Annotated in this window: 17 protein-coding genes; 13 read left to right on the plus strand and 4 right to left on the minus strand. The window is 61.0% G+C overall.

Annotated features, from left to right (window positions below):
- Nucleotides 1–2: 2 nt before the first annotated feature.
- The 13 genes from LH464_RS09330 to LH464_RS09390 all read left to right on the plus strand — a co-directional run bounded on the left by LH464_RS09330 (nt 3) and on the right by LH464_RS09390 (nt 12,865).
- Complete coding sequence (locus LH464_RS09330; RefSeq protein WP_226786097.1) at nt 3–419, plus strand: hypothetical protein; 417 nt, start codon at nt 3–5, stop codon at nt 417–419.
- Nucleotides 420–535: 116 nt separating this feature from the next.
- The gene (locus tag LH464_RS09335) at nt 536–1,090 is read left to right on the plus strand and encodes a rod-binding protein (RefSeq protein ID WP_226786132.1); all 555 of its coding nucleotides are present in this window, start codon (nt 536–538) and stop codon (nt 1,088–1,090) included.
- 25 nt (nt 1,091–1,115) lie between these two features.
- Nucleotides 1,116–1,481, plus strand: coding sequence for a hypothetical protein (locus LH464_RS09340; RefSeq protein WP_226786098.1), 366 nt, complete (start codon nt 1,116–1,118; stop codon nt 1,479–1,481).
- Nucleotides 1,481–2,017 (plus strand): hypothetical protein, encoded by a 537-nt coding sequence (locus LH464_RS09345; RefSeq protein ID WP_226786099.1) that lies wholly within the window; start codon nt 1,481–1,483, stop codon nt 2,015–2,017. Before LH464_RS09340 ends, LH464_RS09345 begins: the two co-directional genes overlap by 1 nt.
- A 107-nt stretch (nt 2,018–2,124) precedes the next feature.
- Nucleotides 2,125–2,835 carry a hypothetical protein gene (locus LH464_RS09350; RefSeq protein WP_226786100.1) on the plus strand — a complete coding sequence of 237 codons (711 nt, stop codon included), beginning with the start codon at nt 2,125–2,127 and terminating at the stop codon, nt 2,833–2,835.
- A 180-nt stretch (nt 2,836–3,015) separates the two neighbouring features.
- Nucleotides 3,016–4,668, plus strand: coding sequence for a hypothetical protein (locus LH464_RS09355; RefSeq protein WP_226786101.1), 1,653 nt, complete (start codon nt 3,016–3,018; stop codon nt 4,666–4,668).
- 114 nt (nt 4,669–4,782) lie between these two features.
- Nucleotides 4,783–5,682: a bifunctional methylenetetrahydrofolate dehydrogenase/methenyltetrahydrofolate cyclohydrolase FolD gene (gene folD, locus LH464_RS09360; RefSeq protein ID WP_226786102.1), complete on the plus strand. Its 900-nt coding sequence runs from the start codon at nt 4,783–4,785 to the stop codon at nt 5,680–5,682.
- Between the two features lie 215 nt (nt 5,683–5,897).
- On the plus strand, nt 5,898–7,259 hold the full coding sequence (locus tag LH464_RS09365) for an ABC transporter substrate-binding protein (protein ID WP_226786103.1): 1,362 nt from the start codon (nt 5,898–5,900) through the stop codon (nt 7,257–7,259).
- Nucleotides 7,260–7,359: 100 nt separating this feature from the next.
- The gene (locus LH464_RS09370; RefSeq protein ID WP_226786104.1) at nt 7,360–8,373 is read left to right on the plus strand and encodes a carbohydrate ABC transporter permease; all 1,014 of its coding nucleotides are present in this window, start codon (nt 7,360–7,362) and stop codon (nt 8,371–8,373) included.
- Between the two features lies 1 nt (nt 8,374).
- Nucleotides 8,375–9,538: a carbohydrate ABC transporter permease gene (locus LH464_RS09375; protein WP_226786105.1), complete on the plus strand. Its 1,164-nt coding sequence runs from the start codon at nt 8,375–8,377 to the stop codon at nt 9,536–9,538.
- Between the two features lie 31 nt (nt 9,539–9,569).
- A complete protein-coding gene (bglA, locus tag LH464_RS09380) occupies nt 9,570–11,225 on the plus strand; it encodes a beta-galactosidase BglA (RefSeq protein WP_226786106.1) in 1,656 nt (551 codons plus the stop codon).
- Between the two features lie 15 nt (nt 11,226–11,240).
- Nucleotides 11,241–12,329, plus strand: a complete 1,089-nt coding sequence (locus LH464_RS09385) for an ABC transporter ATP-binding protein (protein WP_226786107.1) — start codon at nt 11,241–11,243, stop codon at nt 12,327–12,329.
- 179 nt (nt 12,330–12,508) lie between these two features.
- Nucleotides 12,509–12,865: a hypothetical protein gene (locus LH464_RS09390; protein WP_226786108.1), complete on the plus strand. Its 357-nt coding sequence runs from the start codon at nt 12,509–12,511 to the stop codon at nt 12,863–12,865.
- Between the two features lie 39 nt (nt 12,866–12,904).
- Here the strand turns inward: LH464_RS09390 and edd are convergent, their stop codons facing one another.
- The 4 genes from edd to LH464_RS09410 form a co-directional block, all read right to left on the minus strand.
- Nucleotides 12,905–14,722: a phosphogluconate dehydratase gene (gene edd, locus LH464_RS09395; RefSeq protein ID WP_226786109.1), complete on the minus strand. Its 1,818-nt coding sequence runs from the start codon at nt 14,720–14,722 to the stop codon at nt 12,905–12,907.
- Between the two features lie 83 nt (nt 14,723–14,805).
- Complete coding sequence (pgl, locus tag LH464_RS09400; protein ID WP_226786133.1) at nt 14,806–15,504, minus strand: 6-phosphogluconolactonase; 699 nt, start codon at nt 15,502–15,504, stop codon at nt 14,806–14,808.
- 4 nt (nt 15,505–15,508) lie between these two features.
- Nucleotides 15,509–16,981 carry a glucose-6-phosphate dehydrogenase gene (zwf, locus tag LH464_RS09405; RefSeq protein WP_226786110.1) on the minus strand — a complete coding sequence of 491 codons (1,473 nt, stop codon included), beginning with the start codon at nt 16,979–16,981 and terminating at the stop codon, nt 15,509–15,511.
- A gap of 89 nt (nt 16,982–17,070) precedes the next feature.
- A complete protein-coding gene (locus tag LH464_RS09410) occupies nt 17,071–18,387 on the minus strand; it encodes an NAD(P)/FAD-dependent oxidoreductase (RefSeq protein WP_390624954.1) in 1,317 nt (438 codons plus the stop codon).
- Between the last annotated feature and the right edge of the window lie 22 nt (nt 18,388–18,409).

Genomic DNA, 18,409 nt, shown 5'->3' on the forward strand with positions numbered 1-18,409 from the left:
CGATGGCCGATGGGTTGAGCCGTTCGAAGAAGCTGAAGCGGCTCGTGGTCGTTCAGCGACACCTGGAGAAGATGGCGGAGCAGGAGCTTGCGACGACCACGCAGCATCGCCAGGAAGTCGCCCGGTCCATGGAGGTGGTGATCGAGGCGATGGGTTCCATGCAGCCTGTGCATCGGCAATTCTCACAGAATTATGCCGAACGTTTCGGTCGCCTTACGATCAAGGAAACCCAGCTGCAGAACATCCAGCAGATGCAGGAAACGAAAGTGCTCAAGGAACGCACAAAGGCGGACCGGCTCGAAGAGCACATGAAGGAAGCCCGTGATCTGGAAGATCGCGAAGCCTCGGATCAGGCCATCTACGATCTATTAGAGATTACGCTAGCTTCGTCAGCCTCCAGCAAGCTTCAGTCGTCATAGTCACCGGCACTGTATGACAGCCGCCGCATGGCGATCGGAAATACAAGAGCATTTTCAGATTGTTGCTGCCGCGACGACATCCGAGTCGACGTCGCGGCATGGCGAAAGGAATCGATGTGGCGATCTCACCTCCGAGCGATCTTGTCCTAGACGTCGTGCGTGCCGCCGATCCGGCAGAAGTGCAGGAAGCTCAGGCGAAGCTGAAGGCGAACAAGGCGGCCTTTGCAGCCAATAGCCTTGCGGAAGTCGGCGCCGGATTTGGCGCCGCACTCGACATCATTTCCACCCCGGGCACCAAGGCTGGTCTTGGCAATCCGGAGCCGTCGAAGGGCGTGGCGAAGATGCCGGATGAATACCGCCAGTTCGAGGCGGGCATCCTGCAGAACTTTGTGAATTCGATGCTGCCGAGCGATAGCGAGCAGGTTTACGGCAAGGGTTCTGCCGGCGAGTTCTGGAAGAGCATGATGGCCGAGCAGATCGCCGACGGCATGTCCCGGAACGGTGGAATCGGCATTGCGGAACAGATGTTCTCGCAGGCGCTGGCTCGTTCCGAAGGGGCTGTAGTCAACGCAGCGACAAACGAGAGTGATCGTGATCGCGCAATGCGAATGGTCACGGATTTTGAACGTCAGGTACTCGATCTTTCACCCACGGACAAAGGTGCTGCCTGATATGAACCACACTGAGGTAAGACACATGGAAGTTGCTACGAACGATTCTCGCATCAAGACGGTGCTCGGGCGGCTGGAGATGATCGTTGACAACGAAAACCAGCGGCTGGGCAACGACGCGGAGTTCGACCTCAAGGTCTCCAACGCCCACAAGAGCCGTTGCCTTTACGAACTAACCATGCTGTTCCGCAGCACGGATCCCAAGGAGCTTGCGGTGGCTCATATCGAGCAGATGCACCATCTGAAGGACAAGCTCGCCACCAATGCCCGTCGTGTTGAAGCACACCTTCACGCAGTGCGCGCTGTGGCCGATCTCCTGAAAAGTGCGGCTCGCGACGCGGACGGCGACGGCACCTATACCCAGGAACAATTCACCTACAGCGAGATGTGATGATCAAGCTGTTTCTTACCGGTCTCTGGGTCTGCCTCATCACGCTTGGGGCAGTCTATTTCTCGGTCCGGATGTCGGCCCCGCCGTCGGTCGACGAAGAGGCCGCAAGGAAGGAAGCGCTCCAACTCGTCCGGGGCGAATCTCTTACCATTCCCGTCATCACGGACGGGATGATAACCGGCTACTTTCTCGGTCGGTTCTCCTTCATGATGGACAAGCAGAAGATCGCCGGAGTGGATCTGCCGTTGACCGAGCTGACCACGGATCAGCTCTTCACGCTGCTCGTCGGGGAGAAGATGATCGATCTCGGCAATCCCGGTGACTTCGACCTCGATACCTTCCGCGCCAAGGTCAAGGATGATCTGAACCGCAGGATGGGAGAGGGCATGGTTACGGAAGTGATCGTGGAGCAGCTCGACTTCATGTCGAAGGAAGACATCCGCACCAACGTTGCGCGTGAAGGCAAGCGACCCGTCGTTCCCACAAAGATCGTCGAGGGTGTTGTGATCGAAGAGCCGGCATCGACCAAGAAATGATATTTTTCGGGTCTCTCCAACCTTCGTTCAAGGTTTAACGATCGGCTTATGAGGCCGTTCACTGCCGCCTGCTAGGGATCTGGTGATTGGCAGGGTTCGGTGATCGTATGCGCGTAGCAAGCTTGCTCCATGACTACCTGATGGGAACCGGCGCGACGCGCTGGGCGCCGGCGGATGTTGCAAATATCCGGAAGTCCGCTCCTCTGCGGGCCAGAACAAGATTGTTCGGCATCCCCCTGCACGACGGCGATCTGGGTGCCACGTTCACTCTCGTGGAGAAATTGCTCGCCCAGCCCGGAGCCCGTTCGGAACTGTCGTTTCTCGACGGGCGTTCGTTTGTCCGGCAGCTGGTGGACAAACAGTATCGCCGCCGGTTGAGGCATCAGATGCTTCTGCTGTCCGGCGGCACGATCATGCGCTTCCTTGGTCAACGCGTTTTCGCACGAGGAACCGCCCACGTCCGGCGGGAGACATTCGTGCCGTCCCTGTTGACCTTTGTCGAACGGCCTTTGAAGGTTCTGGTGATGGGGCCGGATGAACGAAGCGCACAGATGCTGCGCGACCATCTGCAAGCGCATACGCCATGGCATCACCTGGTTGCGGAACGGCTTCCGCAGGCATCGGCAGTCGATCTCGTCATCGTCGCCGGGCAAGCGGTCGGTATCCGCGATCACGTTCAGCTGGCGGATGTCCGCTACAATCTGGCGGTCTTTTCGGGAGAGGGACTGGCGGCCTCGGTTGCTTTGGCCGATCAGCGGGTGGCGGCGACGGCCTCGCGTCGGATACCGGACGAAGGCAGACCTTCCAAGGCAGCGTGATCCTCGCGCGCGCCGCCATTATTAACGGTTTGTTTGCCATTTTTCTTTAACTTCTGTTCATCTTGATGCGGCTCGGATCGTGAGCGGGGCCTGATGAGCTTGGCTATGATCTTCCACAACTTCAGACGCTGCCGGGCTGTTTCCACCCGCGCGCTACTGCGCCTTGGATACGCGGTCCCGATGTCACGTCTTGTTCTCTCACTCCTCGCCGCGGCGACGGGAGCGCTTCTGGCGCCGCCTCTGACGGACCTGTGGCGTCCTCAGACGCGGGCGGAAGCCATGCTCGCTGTCGACGGAGCAGCACTCAGTGCAACCGCGTTCACCACACTCTCGCAACGGGTTCGTTCCCAGCCCTTTCTGGAGGGGGTGATCGGTGATCTGAGAATGCGGTCGGACAGCGAATGGACCTCCGACGGAACGACCGCTTTCGAGATTGCCAAAGACCTGATCATCGGTGGCGAAACAACGGTGGCCGAAAGGGAGGCTGCGTTGCGCAAGCGACTGGCCGGATCGATTTCCCTTGGATCCGACACAGCGGGCGAAACGCTGATTGTCAGCGTTGCTGGCGATGATGCGGTCGCAGCGCTGAGCTTGGCCAACACGGTGGCCGCTCGGCTGAGCGCGGAGGCCGCGGTATCCGGTATTGGCTCGCACAGCGGCGGAGCCGATGAGTTGCGTCTGGCCGCTGAGGAGGCGGAAGCTGCATTGACCGCGTTCACGGCGGACATCGGACCACAAAGGCTGGCTGCGCTTCGGCAAGGCGAGCGTGAAGCCCGCGCCCTGGCTGACGAGATTGCCTCGCGTGAAGCCCGCCTTGCCGGGATCGCCGAGAAACTGCGACGGGTCGCCGACATGAGTGTTGCGGATGTGCTGACACAGCATCTACCGGACAGTCTCGAGTTCACCGCGCTGGACTATCACCGTCAACGGCATGTCGAGGCAAAGCTCCTGCTGGAGCAGCTCTCCATTCAGCTCGGCCCGCGCCACCCCCGACTGCTGAGCGCAAGGGGGGCGGCGGACGCCGCATCGAAAGACATCGAGATTGCTGTGGCCAAGCTCGGGGCCGAGCTGCGGCAGCAGCAACAGGCGGCGTCGACGCAGATCGGCGAGATGAAGGCGCGTCAGGCGGCGGGAGTGAAGGAACCTGACGGATCGCTCGAACGCTTGAATGCTCTTGAGGACGGTGCTCTCGTCGCACGCCAGGCCTACGAGAAGGCGCTGCAGGATGGTCCCGCGAATGGAACGCAGGAGCCACTGTTGCTGACCTTGCTGAGCGAACCGGCTCTGGTGCAAGCGGAGGCCCACAAGTGGTCAACTGCAAGCATCATGGGATTGGGAGCCTTGATCGGCCTTTCCGTTCCGCTGGCGGCGTCCCTCTGGCGTACCCGCTGGAGGGATGACGAGGAAGCGGAGCTCGATTTGGCCGTGTGGCGCGACAGACTGGAACCCTTGTCCGAATTCTCACCTCCTTCGTTGGAGACAGGCGCATCCTCTTTTCAGGCCTTGCCGCATCCCTCTGCAGAGCCAACGGTGGCATATGAAGAGCAGGAGCATGCTGCAGCGGATGGGCTGTTCTCGGAGAAAATCCGCGAGATCCTGTACGGGAATGCAATCCCGGCCGATCAGCACCAACCGCTTCCACCGCTGATCGCCGCGGCACTGGCCGGGGAGGCGTCGCCGGATACGGCTCACTCAGGCGGACAGCGTCCATCCCCTCCGACCATCCAGGCCGACAACGATCGGTTCGAGTGGGAACAGGAAGTCTGGGAACTGCAGCGCCAGCTCGCAGCCCTCCGTGGCCGGGTGGAGAAAAACACCTCTGGGCGCAGCTGATCCGCCAGCGGCATTCTTCTTGCAATTGCCGCCTTGGCGACGCATACGGCGTGTGCAGTAACTCTCCTTGCACCGGCTTGGGATCGGCTTCATTCGCAGCGAAGGGAAATGGGCGTGGCCACTATCATTGACGGAAAACTGGCAGCGGCATCGGTCATCGAAGCGGTCGCCAGTGCCTCGCAGGACCTGGAGCAGGATGTCGGCGTAAAGCCGGGTCTCGCGGTTGTGATTGTCGGCAATGATCCTGCCAGCCACGCTTACGTCAATTCGAAAAGCAAGATGGCGAAGCAATGCGGCTTCAACTCCATACAGCACAGCCTGCCCGAGGAAACCACGCAGGAAGAACTCGAGTGTCTGGTCGCGGAGTTGAATGCCGATCCCGCAATTCACGGAATTCTCGTTCAGCTCCCGCTGCCGAAGCACTTCCAGTCTGAACCCGTGATCCAGTCCATCGCGCCGGAGAAGGACGTCGATGGACTGAACGTGGTGAATGCGGGCAAGCTGGCGACGGGCGATCTGGCGAGTGGTCTGATCTCATGCACGCCAGCAGGGGCTCTGCTCCTCATCAACAAGATCCATGGCACGGATCTGTCCGGCCTGAACGCCGTTGTCATAGGCCGGTCGAACCTGTTCGGGAAACCAATGGGGCTGCTTTTGCTATCCTCCAACGCCACTGTCACCATGGCGCATTCGCGCAGCAAGGATCTTGCCGCGATCTGCCGCCATGCGGATATTCTCGTTGCCGCGGTCGGGCGGCCGCACATGGTCAAGGCGGACTGGGTGAAGCCCGGTGCCACCGTCATCGATGTCGGCATCAACCGCGTACCTGCGCCTGAAAAGGGCGAGGGCGGTACCAGGATCACCGGCGATGTTGACTATCGGGAATGCTCGGAAGTCGCCGGCGCGATCACGCCGGTCCCGGGCGGAGTGGGCCCGATGACCATCGCCATGCTGATGGCCAACACGGTCGTTGCCGCCTGCCGCACCTTCGGACGCCCGACGCCGAAGTTCTGATACGCCGCCCCGTTCCGGATAGCCGAATCCACCCAGCTTGATTGCGGGCATAGGATGTGCACGAATAGCGTGTGCTCCGGGTGCACTGCATCGACGACCCTTGACTGTCGCGCGGTGAGGAACAGATCAGTAGGCATCGATATGTGCCGGGGTTTGTAATCATGCAGAAAATCCGACCGGCGCATGGGGAGTGGGATCCAAGGGAGGCTATCTAAATGAGCAGAGCATTCTGGATGGGGACGGCAATGGCCGCCCTGATCGCCGGTAGTGCAGGAGCGCAGGAACTGAAATTCGCGCCGGGCGAGGACGCGCGCTTCAACTGGCAAAGCTTCGAGGAATTCAAGGCCGCGCATGGTGACATCAAGGGGGAGAGCCTGACCTTGTTCGGTCCCTGGCGTGGCGAGGATGAAATCCTGTTCAATAGCGTCCTGGCCTATTTCAATGCCGCTACCGGGGTGGATGGCCGCTACTCGTCCTCCGAGAACTACGAGCAGCAGATCGTCATCGACACGCAGGCAGGTTCTCCGCCGAACATTGCCATCATCCCGCAGCCGGGTCTTCTGGCCGACCTCGCGTCGAAGGGGTTCCTCACGCCACTCGGTGACGAAACGGCCAACTGGTTGAAGGAAAACTATGGAGCCGGCGAAAGCTGGGTCGGATATGGCACCTACAAGGGCAAGGATGCCGCCGAGGCGTTTTATGCATTCCCCTACAAGGCCGATGTGAAGTCGTTGGTCTGGTATGTGCCGGAAAACTTCGAGGAAGCGGGTTACGAAGTTCCCAAGACCATGGAAGACCTGATCAAGCTCAGCGACCAGATCGTCGAAGATGGCGGTGTGCCATGGTGCATCGGCCTCGGCTCGGGCGGTGCGACAGGCTGGCCGGCCACGGACTGGGTAGAAGACATGATGTTGCGCACCCAGCCGGCAGAAACCTACGACAAGTGGGTGAGCAACGAGATCAAATTCGATGACCCGGCCGTTGTCGGCGCGATCGACGAATTCGGAAAATTCGCCAAAAACGAGAAGTATGTCAGCGGCGGCGTCGCGGCCGTCACCTCGACGGATTTTCGCGATAGCCCGAAGGGGCTCTTCGGCATTCCGCCGAAATGCTACCTCCACCATCAGGCGTCCTTCATTCCCTCATTCTTCCCGGAGGGTACCGAACTGGGTACGGATGCGGACTTCTTCTACATGCCCACCTATGAAGCCAAGGCCGATTTGGGCACTCCGGTGCTCGGTGCGGGAACTCTCGTCGCCATCACCAAGGATTCCCCCGCCGCAAAGGCATTCGTCGAATTCCTGAAGACGCCGATTGCTCACGAGGTCTGGATGGCCCAGGCCGCGTTCCTGACACCTTACAAGGGGGTCAATGTCGAGGCTTATGCCAACGAACCGCTGAAGAAACAGGGAGAGATCCTCACGACCGCCACGACGTTCCGCTTTGACGCATCCGACCTCATGCCCGGCAAGATCGGTGCCGGTGCGTTCTGGACCGGCATGATCGACTATGTCGTCGGAAAGGATGCAAACACGGTCGCTGCAGATATCCAGAAGGCCTGGGACGGCCTGAAGTAGGAACTGCGAGGCCGCGCTTCCGGCGCGGCCTCAAGACCGGCAACGTCGCGGACGACGGCGGTTGGCCAAGCGCCAAGGCGTGGGTTTTGGAGGGGACATCATGATATCCCAGATCGTGTCGGCCATCGGCGTGGTGATCGCTGGTGTCTTTGCTTGCGCGCTGTACTACTGGCTTTCCGACAAGGTTCTGCAGGTCGTGTTCCCGGTTTCGGATCGCAATCTGCAGCTTGCTTCCCGCAACCTCAATCGCAGAAACGTTGTCCGGCCCTGGCTGTTCATGGGACCGGCCCTGTTCCTCCTGGCCGTCTATCTCATCTATCCCGTGATCGCGACGATCATCCTGTCTTTCCACGATCGTTCGGGCGGCAACTTCGTCGGTCTCGCGAACTATCGATGGGCCATCAACGATGCCGCGTTTCGCCAGTCCATCTTCAACAACATCCTCTGGCTGGCGGTTGTGCCGGCGGCATGCACGTTCCTCGGCCTCGTCATTGCCGTCCTGACGGACCGCATCTGGTGGGGCAATATCGCCAAGAGCCTGGTCTTCATGCCCATGGCGATTTCCTTCGTCGGTGCATCGGTCATCTGGAAGTTCATCTACGAGTACCGCGGCGGCGACGAGACACAGATCGGCCTGCTGAACGCAATCGTCCAGTTCATCGGCGGCGACCCGCAGGTCTGGATCGCCTTGCCGTTCTGGAACAACCTGTTTCTGATGGTCATCCTGATCTGGATCCAGACAGGTTTCGCCATGGTCATCCTGTCGGCCGCTCTTCGCGGCATTCCGGAGGAGACGATCGAGGCTGCCGTCATCGACGGCGCCAACGGCTGGCAGATCTTCTGGAAGATCATGGTGCCGCAGATCTGGGGCACGATCGCCGTCGTCTGGACGACCATCACCATTCTTGTCCTCAAGGTTTTCGATATCGTGCTGACCATGACCAACGGCCAGTGGAGCACCATGGTCCTCGCCAATCTGATGTTCGACTGGATGTTCCGCGGCGGCGGCGACAGCGGTCGAAGCGCCGTCATAGCGCTGGTCATCATGGCGGCGGTTACGCCCATCATGGTCTGGAATATCCGGCAGGCGAACCGCGAGATGGGAGGGCACTGACATGACATCGATAGCAGTGCGCATCCGGCGTGTCGGGCTCCCCCGGCTGCTCGTCCACCTCTCCGTTCTCGTGATCGTCGTCATCTGGCTTATCCCCACCCTCGGTATCCTCGTCACCTCCATCCGCGACAAGGACCAGATCACGACCGCCGGCTGGTGGACCGCGTTCACGAGCTCGACCCAGACCGAAGCGGCGAGACTGGCGGAGCCCTCGACCGCCCGCCAGGAAGGGTCCAGCCACGTCATCTCCGGCTCTGTCTTTGAAGGTGATGCGGGCGGTACGGTCAGGTATTTCGGCACAAGAGTTGCCGACCCCGACGAATTCCCGGCGGGGCAGACGGCCGATCTCGGCGATGGCGAGACGCTCGTGGTCAATGAGGATGGCTCCTACATCCACTCCAGCAGCGTCCCGTTCGACGGCGAGCGAGGTCGGCGCGTCTATCTTGCGGTCGCGACACCCCCGGTGTTCACGCTCGATAACTACCGGACGGTCCTGACGTCACAGGGCATTGGCCAGGCCTTCGTCAATTCCCTGACGGTGGCCGTTCCGGCAACCATCATCCCGATCCTGATCGCAGCCTTCGCGGCATACGCGCTTTCGTGGATGGCATTCCCGGGGCGGGCGTTGTTGATCGCTCTCGTCGTCGGGCTGATCGTGGTGCCTCTGCAGATGTCGCTCATACCGCTTCTGCGCATGTACAACGATATCGGCTCCCTGCTGGGCGTGTCGTCACGCAGCTATGTGGGGATCTGGCTTGCTCACGCCGCCTTCGGCATGCCGCTCGCAATCTACCTGCTGCGCAACTATATCGCCGGTCTGCCGAAGGAGATCATCGAATCTGCCCGGGTCGATGGAGCAAGCGACTTCGAGATTTTCATGAAGATCGTCCTGCCGCTTTCCTTCCCCGCACTGGCGTCCTTCGCGATCTTCCAGTTCCTCTGGACGTGGAACGACCTCCTGGTCGCGATGGTCTTCCTGGGAACGGGTCGGGACCAGCTGGTGTTGACGGGTGCCCTGAACGCACTTCTGGGATCCCAGGGCGGCAAGTGGGAGATCCTTACGGCATCGGCCTTCATCACGATCATTGTACCGCTTCTGGTCTTCTTCGCCCTTCAGAGATATCTGGTTCGCGGCCTTCTGGCAGGCTCGGTCAAGGGCGGCTGAGCTTCCTCATCACACGTTTACGGGACATTGAATGACCATTCTCGCAGGAACGCCGGCGGCACCGGACAAGGACTGGTGGCGCGGCGCCGTCATCTACCAGATCTATCCTCGCTCCTTCCAGGATTCCAACGGTGACGGGATCGGCGACATCAAGGGTATCACCGCCCGGCTGCCGCATATCTCGGCGCTCGGGGCGGACGCCATCTGGATCTCGCCATTCTTCCCCTCGCCAATGAAGGATTTTGGCTACGACGTATCGAACTACACGGAAGTCGATCCGATGTTCGGGACGTTGTCGGATTTCGATGGCCTGATCCACGAGGCGCATCGGCTTGGCCTCAAGGTGATGATCGACCTGGTCATGTCGCATAGCTCTGACCAGCATGCCTGGTTCATCGAGAGCCGGTCGAGCCGCGTCAACCCCAAGGCCGACTGGTATGTCTGGTCGGACGCAAAGCCGGATGGAACGCCGCCAAACAACTGGATGTCGATCTTCGGCGGGTCCGCCTGGCATTGGGACCCGACGCGCATGCAATACTACATGCACAACTTCCTGACCTCGCAACCGGATCTCAACCTCCATAATCCCGAGGTCCAGGACGCGCTGCTCGACATGACGCGCTTCTGGCTGAAGCGTGGCGTGGACGGCTTCCGGTTGGACACGATCAACTTCTACTTCCATGACAAGGAGTTGCGGGACAACCCGGCGCTCGATCCGTCGAGGCGCAATGCGTCCACCGCGCCGGCCGTGAACCCCTACAATTTCCAGGAGCACCTCTACGACAAGAACCGGCCGGAAAACCTGGCATTCCTTCAGCGCTTCCGCGCGGTGCTGGACGAGTTCCCGGCCATCGCGGCCGTCGGTGAAGTGGGAGACAGCCAGCGCGGGCTGGAGATCGTCGGAGAATACACGTCCGGCGGCGACAAGATGCACATGTGCTATGCCTTCGAGTTTCTGGCGCCGGATGTCCTGTCTCCCGATCGGGTTTCGGAGGTCCAGGCGGCATTTTCGGCAGCCGCACCCGAAGGCTGGGCATGCTGGGCGTTCTCCAATCACGACGTCGTCCGTCATGCGAGCCGCTGGGGCGCCGATGTGATGGATCGCGAGACCTATGTGAAAATGCTCTCTGCGGTCCTCATGACCCAACGGGGCTCCATCTGCATCTATCAGGGCGAGGAGCTGGGGCTGACGGAGGCGGATATTGCCTTCACCGACCTGCAGGATCCGTACGGCATCCAGTTCTGGCCGGAGTTCAAGGGTCGCGATGGGTGCAGGACACCGATGGTCTGGGATGCGCAGGCCCTGCAGGCGGGCTTTTCCACGGCCGACAAGCCCTGGCTGCCGATCCCTGTCGAGCATCAACTGCGGGCGGTGAGCGCCCAGTATGGCGATCCGGAATCCGTGCTGGAGCAATATCGCCGTTTCCTCGCGTTCCGAAAGCAGCATCCGGCGCTTGCAAAGGGCGACATGGAGCTCTTGCCGTCCCAGGGGCCGATCCTGCGCTACGAGCGGCGCCACGGTAACGAGGTGGTGCTGTGCGTCTTCAACATGAGCCCCGAACCGGCGGAGGCGGAGGCGCCGCTCGGGAACTGGGACGTTCTCGAAGGACATGGGTTTGAAAGCGCCGTCGAAGACAATCGGATAAACTTGCCCGCATGGGGGGCATTCTTCGCCCGCAGGGCCTAAAGAGAAGGAAGCGAAATGGCTGGCGTCGTTCTTAAGGATATCCGCAAGGCCTATGGCCAGGTGAAGGTGATCCACGGCATCGACCTGGAGATCCGCCAAGGCGAGTTCGTGGTTTTCGTCGGTCCGTCCGGCTGCGGCAAGTCCACGTTGCTGCGGATGATCGCCGGCCTTGAGACGATCACCGGCGGCGATATGCATATCGACGGCCAGTTGGTCAACGAGGTGCCGCCATCCAAGCGCGGCATCGCCATGGTCTTCCAGTCCTACGCGCTCTACCCGCACATGACTGTGTACGACAACATGGCCTTCGGCATGCGAATTGCGAAGGAGAACAAGGCTGAAATTGATCGGCGGGTGCGTGCAGCCGCCGATGTCCTGCAGCTCACCCCCTATCTCGATCGCTTGCCCAAGGCGCTTTCAGGCGGGCAGCGGCAGCGTGTCGCGATTGGTCGCGCGATCTGCCGTGACCCGAAGGTCTTCCTGTTCGACGAGCCGCTCTCCAATCTTGATGCCGCGCTTCGTGTGGCAACCCGCATAGAGATCGCCAAGCTCAACGAGTCGATGCCTGACACCACGATGATCTACGTGACCCACGATCAGGTCGAGGCCATGACGCTCGCCGATCGGATCGTGGTCCTTTCTGCCGGTAGGATCGAGCAAGTCGGTGCACCGCTCGAGCTCTACGAGCGACCACACAACCTCTTCGTCGCGCGCTTCATAGGCTCGCCGGCGATGAATGTTCTTCCTGTGACCATCGCGGAGGCAGGCCCGTCGACGATGGTGAGCCTGCCGGGCGGCAAGTCGGTGGGCGTGCCCATTGCCACCGATGCGGGAGAGAAGGGCAAGCAGGGGAGCTTTGGCGTGAGGCCGGAGGATCTCGCCATCAGCAATGACGACGACTATCTTTTTGAAGGCAAGGTTTCGATCGTCGAGGCGCTTGGAGAAGTAACGCTTCTCTACATCGACGGCTTGTCCAAAGACGAGCCGATCATCGCCAAAATTCCCGGGATAGCACAGGTACGTAAAGGTGAAATTCTGCGCTTCAAGGCGCGGCCGGATCAGCTACATCTCTTTGATCAAGAAGGACAAACATATCGCCGTTAATTGTTAATTTCTGTGCAACCATAAGGATATGATGTGCCGCCGAAGGCCGATCCTGCCCATGTCCAAACACTCTCTATTAAGCTTCCGGGGCTAGCCTCCTTCCCAGCAAAAAGGAGAAAAAGACTGTGGTGGCGGCGAAGCGGAGCGGTGAGCATTTTCTGAACAAGGAAGAGTCTTTCATGTACGACCGCGAAACGCGGTATCGAATGGAAGACACCATGAATACCGCTCGCATCGAGTACACGGAAAAAGGCGTACTCAACATGGCGGCCCGCCGCTGCGAAGTGGTTGGCATTTCGCTGAGCGGCGCAGTTCTGGCAATTCTGACCCAGTACGATCTCCCGCAGCAGTTCTATCTCGATCTTCCGGATGCGCGGATTTCCAAGATCGGCTGCGTCCTCATGAAGACCTTCGTCAACAACACGGTCGAGGTGCGCTTCCTGCGGCTCCTGACACAAAAGGAGCTCGACCGGATTTTCGTTTACAGCACGCATCCGGCCCATCGCGAAAAGACGCTCGATATCCGGTCCTGGTAACGCGGGGGAAGGGTGCCTCCAGCGCCCTTCCTGACCTATTCAGGCGAACACGCTTGCACCGTTATCTGCGGTTCCGGTGTTGCGTCTGAAGACCGCGAACAGATCGCGTCCCATGCCGAACTCGTTTTCGTCGAGATTTGTGGTCGCGGGCTGGCGGGCAGCGAACTCCGCGGCATCCACGAGCACTTCCAGCGTCCCCGCCACGGCATCCAGCCGAACGATATCGCCATCCTGGATGCGTGAGATCGGGCCGCCGTCGCAGGCCTCAGGTGTAATGTGGATAGCCGCCGGCACCTTGCCGGAGGCGCCCGACATCCGCCCGTCGGTCACCAGCGCCACCTTGTAGCCGCGGTCCTGCAGGACGCCGAGCGGCGGTGTCAGACGATGAAGCTCCGGCATGCCGTTTGCCTTCGGCCCCTGGAAGCGGACGACCGCCACGAAATCCTTGTTCAGATGGCCGTCCTTGAACGCGTCCTGCAAGGTCTGCTGGTCATGGAAAACGATTGCCGGTGCTTCGATGATGTGGCGCTCGGGCTTCACGGCAGAGATCTTGATCACCGCCTTGCCGAGGTTGCCGGTCAGCATCTTCAGTCCACCGGTTGGCTGGAACGGCGTCTCGATCCGGGCCAGAACCTTGGCGTCGCCGCTTTCCTCTCCCGCCGGTTCCCGGACGACGCCGCCCTTTTCATCGAGTTTGGCCTCCACGGTATAGGCGCCGAGGCCATGGCCGAACACGGTACGCACGTCGTCGTGCAGCATGCCTGTCTTCAACAGCTGCTTGATCAGGAAGCCCATGCCACCGGCGGCATGGAAGTGGTTTACGTCCGCCAGGCCATTCGGGTAGACGCGCGCCAGGAGCGGCACGACGTCCGAAAGCTCGGAGATGTCCTGCCAGGTCAGATGAATGCCGGCTGCCCGGGCCATCGCCACGAGGTGAAGCGTGTGGTTGGTTGACCCGCCTGTGGCGTGAAGGCCGACGACGCCGTTGACGATCGACCGTTCGTCGATCATTTCGCCCGCCGGCGTGAACTCATTGCCGAGCGCCGTGATGCCAAGCGCCCGCTTGGTCGCTTCCCTTGTCAGGGCTTCGCGAAGCGGCGTGCCGGGATTGATGAAAGAAGCGCCGGGCATGTGGAAGCCCATGATCTCCATCAGCATCTGGTTGGAATTGGCCGTGCCGTAGAAGGTACAGGTGCCGGGGCCGTGATAGGATTTCGATTCTGCCTCGAGCAGTTCGGCGCGCCCGACCTTGCCCTCTGCATAGAGCTGGCGGATGCGCGACTTCTCGTCGTTGGGCAGTCCCGTGGTCATCGGCCCGGCGGGGATGAAGATTGCCGGCAGGTGCCCGAAGCTGAGCGCTGCGATGACGAGGCCGGGTACGATCTTGTCGCAGACGCCGAGGAAGACCGCGGCGTCGAACATGTTGTGTGACAAGCCGATGCCTGCCGCCATGGCGATTGCATCGCGGGAGAAGAGCGACAGCTCCATGCCCGGTTGCCCTTGCGTGACGCCATCGCACATAGCCGGTACGCCACCTGCAACCTGCGCGATGCCGCCGGCATCCCGTGCCGCCTCGCGGATGATCGCCGGAAAGGTCTCGTAAGGCTGATGAGCCGAGAGCATGTCGTTATAGGCGGTGATGATGCCGAGGTTCGGGATGACGTCTCCCGCTAGCGCGTCCTTGTCGGCGGGGGAACAGACCGCAAAACCGTGGGCCAGGTTACCGCAGGAAAGAACGGAGCGATGGGGACCGCGCGAGGCCGCACCACGGACCCGCTCCAGATAGCGCTCGCGGTGTGGCCTGGAACGCTCCACGATCCGGGCTGTGATTGCTTCGATGCTTGAATGAGCAGCCATGGCCATGTCCTTGGGTTCGGGAGCAGGCCGGGTGGGAGCGGCACATGCCGCCGGAGTGCTCCGCATGATATCCATCGGGCGCGTCAGGGCGCCCAGTAAATCTCCACGGGCGATACCGCCCGGTTGAGGACGGCGCGGATCGGCATCTCGGTCTCGTCGATGCCGTTCTGTGCCTGTTCGAGCACCGTCTTCTTCGCTTCCCCCTCGATGTGCAGGACCAGCAGCCCCGCGTCTGTCAGGCTGGAGAAAGAGAACGTAAGGCGTGGTTCCTCGGCGCCGCCGGCTTCCATGGTCATCACGCAGCGCGGCGTGTCGGCGTCGAGTGCCTGGGCCAGATTGTTGCCGTGCGGAAAGAACGAGGCGGTATGCCCGTCGCCGCCCATTCCGAGAATGGCGACGTCGAACGGCTGGCCGATCGCCGCCGTTGCCTTAGTCGCTGCCGCTGCGGAATCCTCGACCGTGGGACAGTCGTGATAGAGCGGAACGAACTGTGCGGCAGAAGCCTTGTCCTGCAACAGATAGTCACTGACCAGAAGGTGGTTTGAACGAGGATTGTCAGCGGTCACGAAGCGCTCATCGACCAGCGTGACCGAGACCTTGCCCCAGTCGATATCCCGCGTCGAAAGAGCCTGGAAGAACTTCTTCGGCGTGGACCCGCCCGAAACAGCCAGACTTGCACGGCCTCGTTGCTCGATCGCAGCGGCAAGACGATGCGCAACCTGGTCCGCCAGCTTTTCAGCCAATACGGAACCGTCGGCAAATTCGTGGATGTGCGTTTCCATCGCGTCAGCCTTCATGCCAGGTCCGGCCGTCGCGTTCGATCAGCGCAATTGCCTGGCTTGGACCCCAGGTTCCTGCCGTATAGCCCTGAACCAACTGGCCCGTTGCTTCCCAACCCTTGAGAATGGGGTCGATCCAGTGCCATGCGGCCTCGACTTCGTCACGCCGCATGAACAGTGTCTGGTTGGACCTGATCGTGTCCATCAGCAGCCGCTCGTAGGCATCGGGATTACGCACGGCGAAAGCCTCTGCGAAGCTCATGTCGAGCGATACGTTGCGCAAGCGCATGCCGCCGGGACCCGGGTCCTTGATCATCAGCGATTGCTTGACGCCCTCGTCCGGCTGCAGGCGGATGATCAGCTGGTTGGCCGGAATGCGCCCGGCGGATTGGTCAAAGATGTTGTGCGGGATCGGCTTGAACGTGATGACGATCTCGGAAACACGCGTCGCCAGCCGCTTGCCGGTACGGATGTAGAAGGGTACGCCGGCCCAGCGCCAGTTGCCGATTTCGGCCTTGATCGCGACGAAGGTCTCCGTGTTGGAGACGCCTCCCTCGAGTTCTTCGAGATAGCCCTTCACCGGACCACCGGATGAAGCGCCGGCGCGATACTGGCCGCGCACCGTTCGGTGCTCGACATTGGCTTCGGTGATGGGCGTCAGCGCGCGCAACACCTTCAGCTTTTCGTCACGCACCGCTTCGGAACTCATGGAAGACGGCACTTCCATGGCGACGAGGCAGAGCAACTGGAGGATATGGTTCTGCACCATGTCGCGCAGCGCGCCGGCGGTGTCATAGTAGCCAGCCCGACCTTCGAGGCCAACCGCCTCAGCGACGGTGATCTGGACATGATCGATGTGCTGTGCGTTCCAGAGCGGCTCGTAGAGGGCGTTCGCGAAGCGCAACGCCATCAGGTTCTGCACCGTCTCCTTGCCGAGATAGTGGTCGATGCGGAAGATCTGCTCTTCGGGGAAGGCCTTGCCGATCGTGTCGTTGAGTTCGAGGGCGGAAGCGAGATCGCGTCCGATCGGCTTCTCGACGACGATGCGGGTCTGCTTGGTGATGAGCTTGTGATCCCGGATCTTTTCCGAAATCGGCCCGAATATTCCCGGAGCAACGGCCAGATAGAAGGTGCGGATACGGTCCTTGCCTTCTTCAAGAAGCTTCTTGAGCTGGTCCCAACCCTGGTCGGACTTTGCATCGACGGAGATGTAGAACAGCCGCTGGCAGAACTTGGCGACCTCGGCCTGATCGTATTCGCCAGCCTTGAGATGCGTCTTCAACGCATCCTGTGCAAACTTCCGGTATTCCTCGTCGGTGAGGGGGCTGCGCGAAGCGCCGATGATGCGCGTCGGCTCGGAGAACTGTCCCTCGATCTGACGGTGGTAAAGAGCGGGAAGCAGCTTCCGTTCAGCAAGGTCGCCCGAGCCGCCAAACACGACACAATCAAAGGCCTCGACCGGGATGATTTGGCTGCTCATCGTACTGCTCTTTCGTCTCTAAAGTTTGCGCGCTTCATAATCTAATCGATTTAAAAATTCTACCCCTTGGGCGCATTTTTGCTTTCGACCTAGAGCCTGTCGCGTAGCGCGAACCACGTCAAGGCGAGGAATAGCAAAGGTGTTCGCATGTGTCGGCCGCCCGGAAAACGCGGAACATCCAGAGCCTCGATATCGTCCAGTCCTGTATCCATGCCAGCCAGACGGTCGGCATAGAGCTTGCCGCAGAAATTCGCCAACATCACGCCGTGGCCGGAATAGCCGCCGATAGAGGTAACCCCCGGCATCACCTCACGCACGAACGGCTGTCGCGGCATCGTGATGCCGACATAGCCTCCCCAGGCATGCGTGATGCCAACGTTCTTGAGAGCGGGATATGTTTCGGCGATCTGCTGGCGGATGAAGTCGGCCGTGTCCTGCGGGTTCGTCGACGAGTAGACCTCACGGCCACCGAAGAGCAGACGGTTGTCTCGCGACTTGCGGAAATAGCGCACGACGAAGCGTGAATCCGCAACGGCCTCTCCACCCGGAAGAACGCTCGGGTGATCGTCCAGGGGTTCGGTCGCGGCGATGAAGGAACCGATCGGCATGATATGCGCCGCCGTGACCGGCTCCAGCCTTTCGATATAGGCGTTGGTAGCAAGCAGGACCCGGTCCGCCGAGACCGTGCCGCTCGCCGTTTCCAGAAACGTCCTCCCCGCCGCCTGCCGCAGCCCGGTGACCTTCGTCATCTCATGGATCTCGGCGCCGGCGGCCTTTGCTGTGCGGGCGAGGCCAACAAGAAGCTTCAGCGGATGGATATGGCCGGTACCGGTGTCACGGACGCCACAATGATACTGGGTCGAGCCCAGTCTCTCTGCGGTTTCCGCGCGATCCATGAATGTCATGTGCGGATAGCCGTAACGTTCGGCGGCAATCTCCGCGTTGGCACGATATTCCTTCTCGTGGCCGCGCTTATGGGCGACGTTCATCTGTCCCGGCATGTAGTTGATGTCGATTGAATGCTCGGCCGCGAAATCGAGGAGGTGGCGTTTCGCCTGCTCGGCCATGTCGAACAGTGCCTTCGAGCGCTCGAAGCCGATCTTTTCCTCGAGCTCTTCCGGCCACGAACGTTGGCCGGTGCCGAGCTGTCCGCCATTCCGTCCCGATGCGCCGTCGCCAATCCGGCAGGCTTCGAGAAGCACGACGGAGATCCCTCGCTTGGCCAGGTGGTAGGCGGCCTGCAAGCCGGTGAAGCCGCCGCCGACGACGGCGACATCGACCGTCCTCGAACCATCGAGGGGCGGATAGGTCGGGCGCTGGCTAACCGTGGCCTGATACCAGGATATTCCCGGCGCGATCGGGCTTTGCCACTCGTTCATGGCCGGTCCCTTAAGGCTTTCCCTCATGCCGCGCTCCAAATCCTGTCTG

The sequence above is a fragment of the Pseudorhizobium xiangyangii genome, from assembly GCF_020531965.1.
Lineage (GTDB): Bacteria > Pseudomonadota > Alphaproteobacteria > Rhizobiales > Rhizobiaceae > Neorhizobium > Neorhizobium xiangyangii.

Coding starts and splice junctions, on each gene's coding strand:
- LH464_RS09330 (WP_226786097.1), top strand. CDS start 3: ATGGCCGATGGGTTGAGCCGTTCGAAGAAGCTGAAGCGGCTCGTGGTC.
- LH464_RS09340 (WP_226786098.1), top strand. CDS start 1,116: ATGGAAGTTGCTACGAACGATTCTCGCATCAAGACGGTGCTCGGGCGG.
- LH464_RS09345 (WP_226786099.1), top strand. CDS start 1,481: ATGATCAAGCTGTTTCTTACCGGTCTCTGGGTCTGCCTCATCACGCTT.
- LH464_RS09350 (WP_226786100.1), top strand. CDS start 2,125: ATGCGCGTAGCAAGCTTGCTCCATGACTACCTGATGGGAACCGGCGCG.
- LH464_RS09355 (WP_226786101.1), top strand. CDS start 3,016: ATGTCACGTCTTGTTCTCTCACTCCTCGCCGCGGCGACGGGAGCGCTT.
- LH464_RS09365 (WP_226786103.1), top strand. CDS start 5,898: ATGAGCAGAGCATTCTGGATGGGGACGGCAATGGCCGCCCTGATCGCC.
- LH464_RS09370 (WP_226786104.1), top strand. CDS start 7,360: ATGATATCCCAGATCGTGTCGGCCATCGGCGTGGTGATCGCTGGTGTC.
- LH464_RS09375 (WP_226786105.1), top strand. CDS start 8,375: ATGACATCGATAGCAGTGCGCATCCGGCGTGTCGGGCTCCCCCGGCTG.
- bglA (WP_226786106.1), top strand. CDS start 9,570: ATGACCATTCTCGCAGGAACGCCGGCGGCACCGGACAAGGACTGGTGG.
- LH464_RS09385 (WP_226786107.1), top strand. CDS start 11,241: ATGGCTGGCGTCGTTCTTAAGGATATCCGCAAGGCCTATGGCCAGGTG.
- LH464_RS09390 (WP_226786108.1), top strand. CDS start 12,509: ATGTACGACCGCGAAACGCGGTATCGAATGGAAGACACCATGAATACC.
- edd (WP_226786109.1), bottom strand. CDS start 14,722: ATGGCTGCTCATTCAAGCATCGAAGCAATCACAGCCCGGATCGTGGAG.
- pgl (WP_226786133.1), bottom strand. CDS start 15,504: ATGGAAACGCACATCCACGAATTTGCCGACGGTTCCGTATTGGCTGAA.
- zwf (WP_226786110.1), bottom strand. CDS start 16,981: ATGAGCAGCCAAATCATCCCGGTCGAGGCCTTTGATTGTGTCGTGTTT.
- LH464_RS09410 (WP_390624954.1), bottom strand. CDS start 18,387: ATGAGGGAAAGCCTTAAGGGACCGGCCATGAACGAGTGGCAAAGCCCG.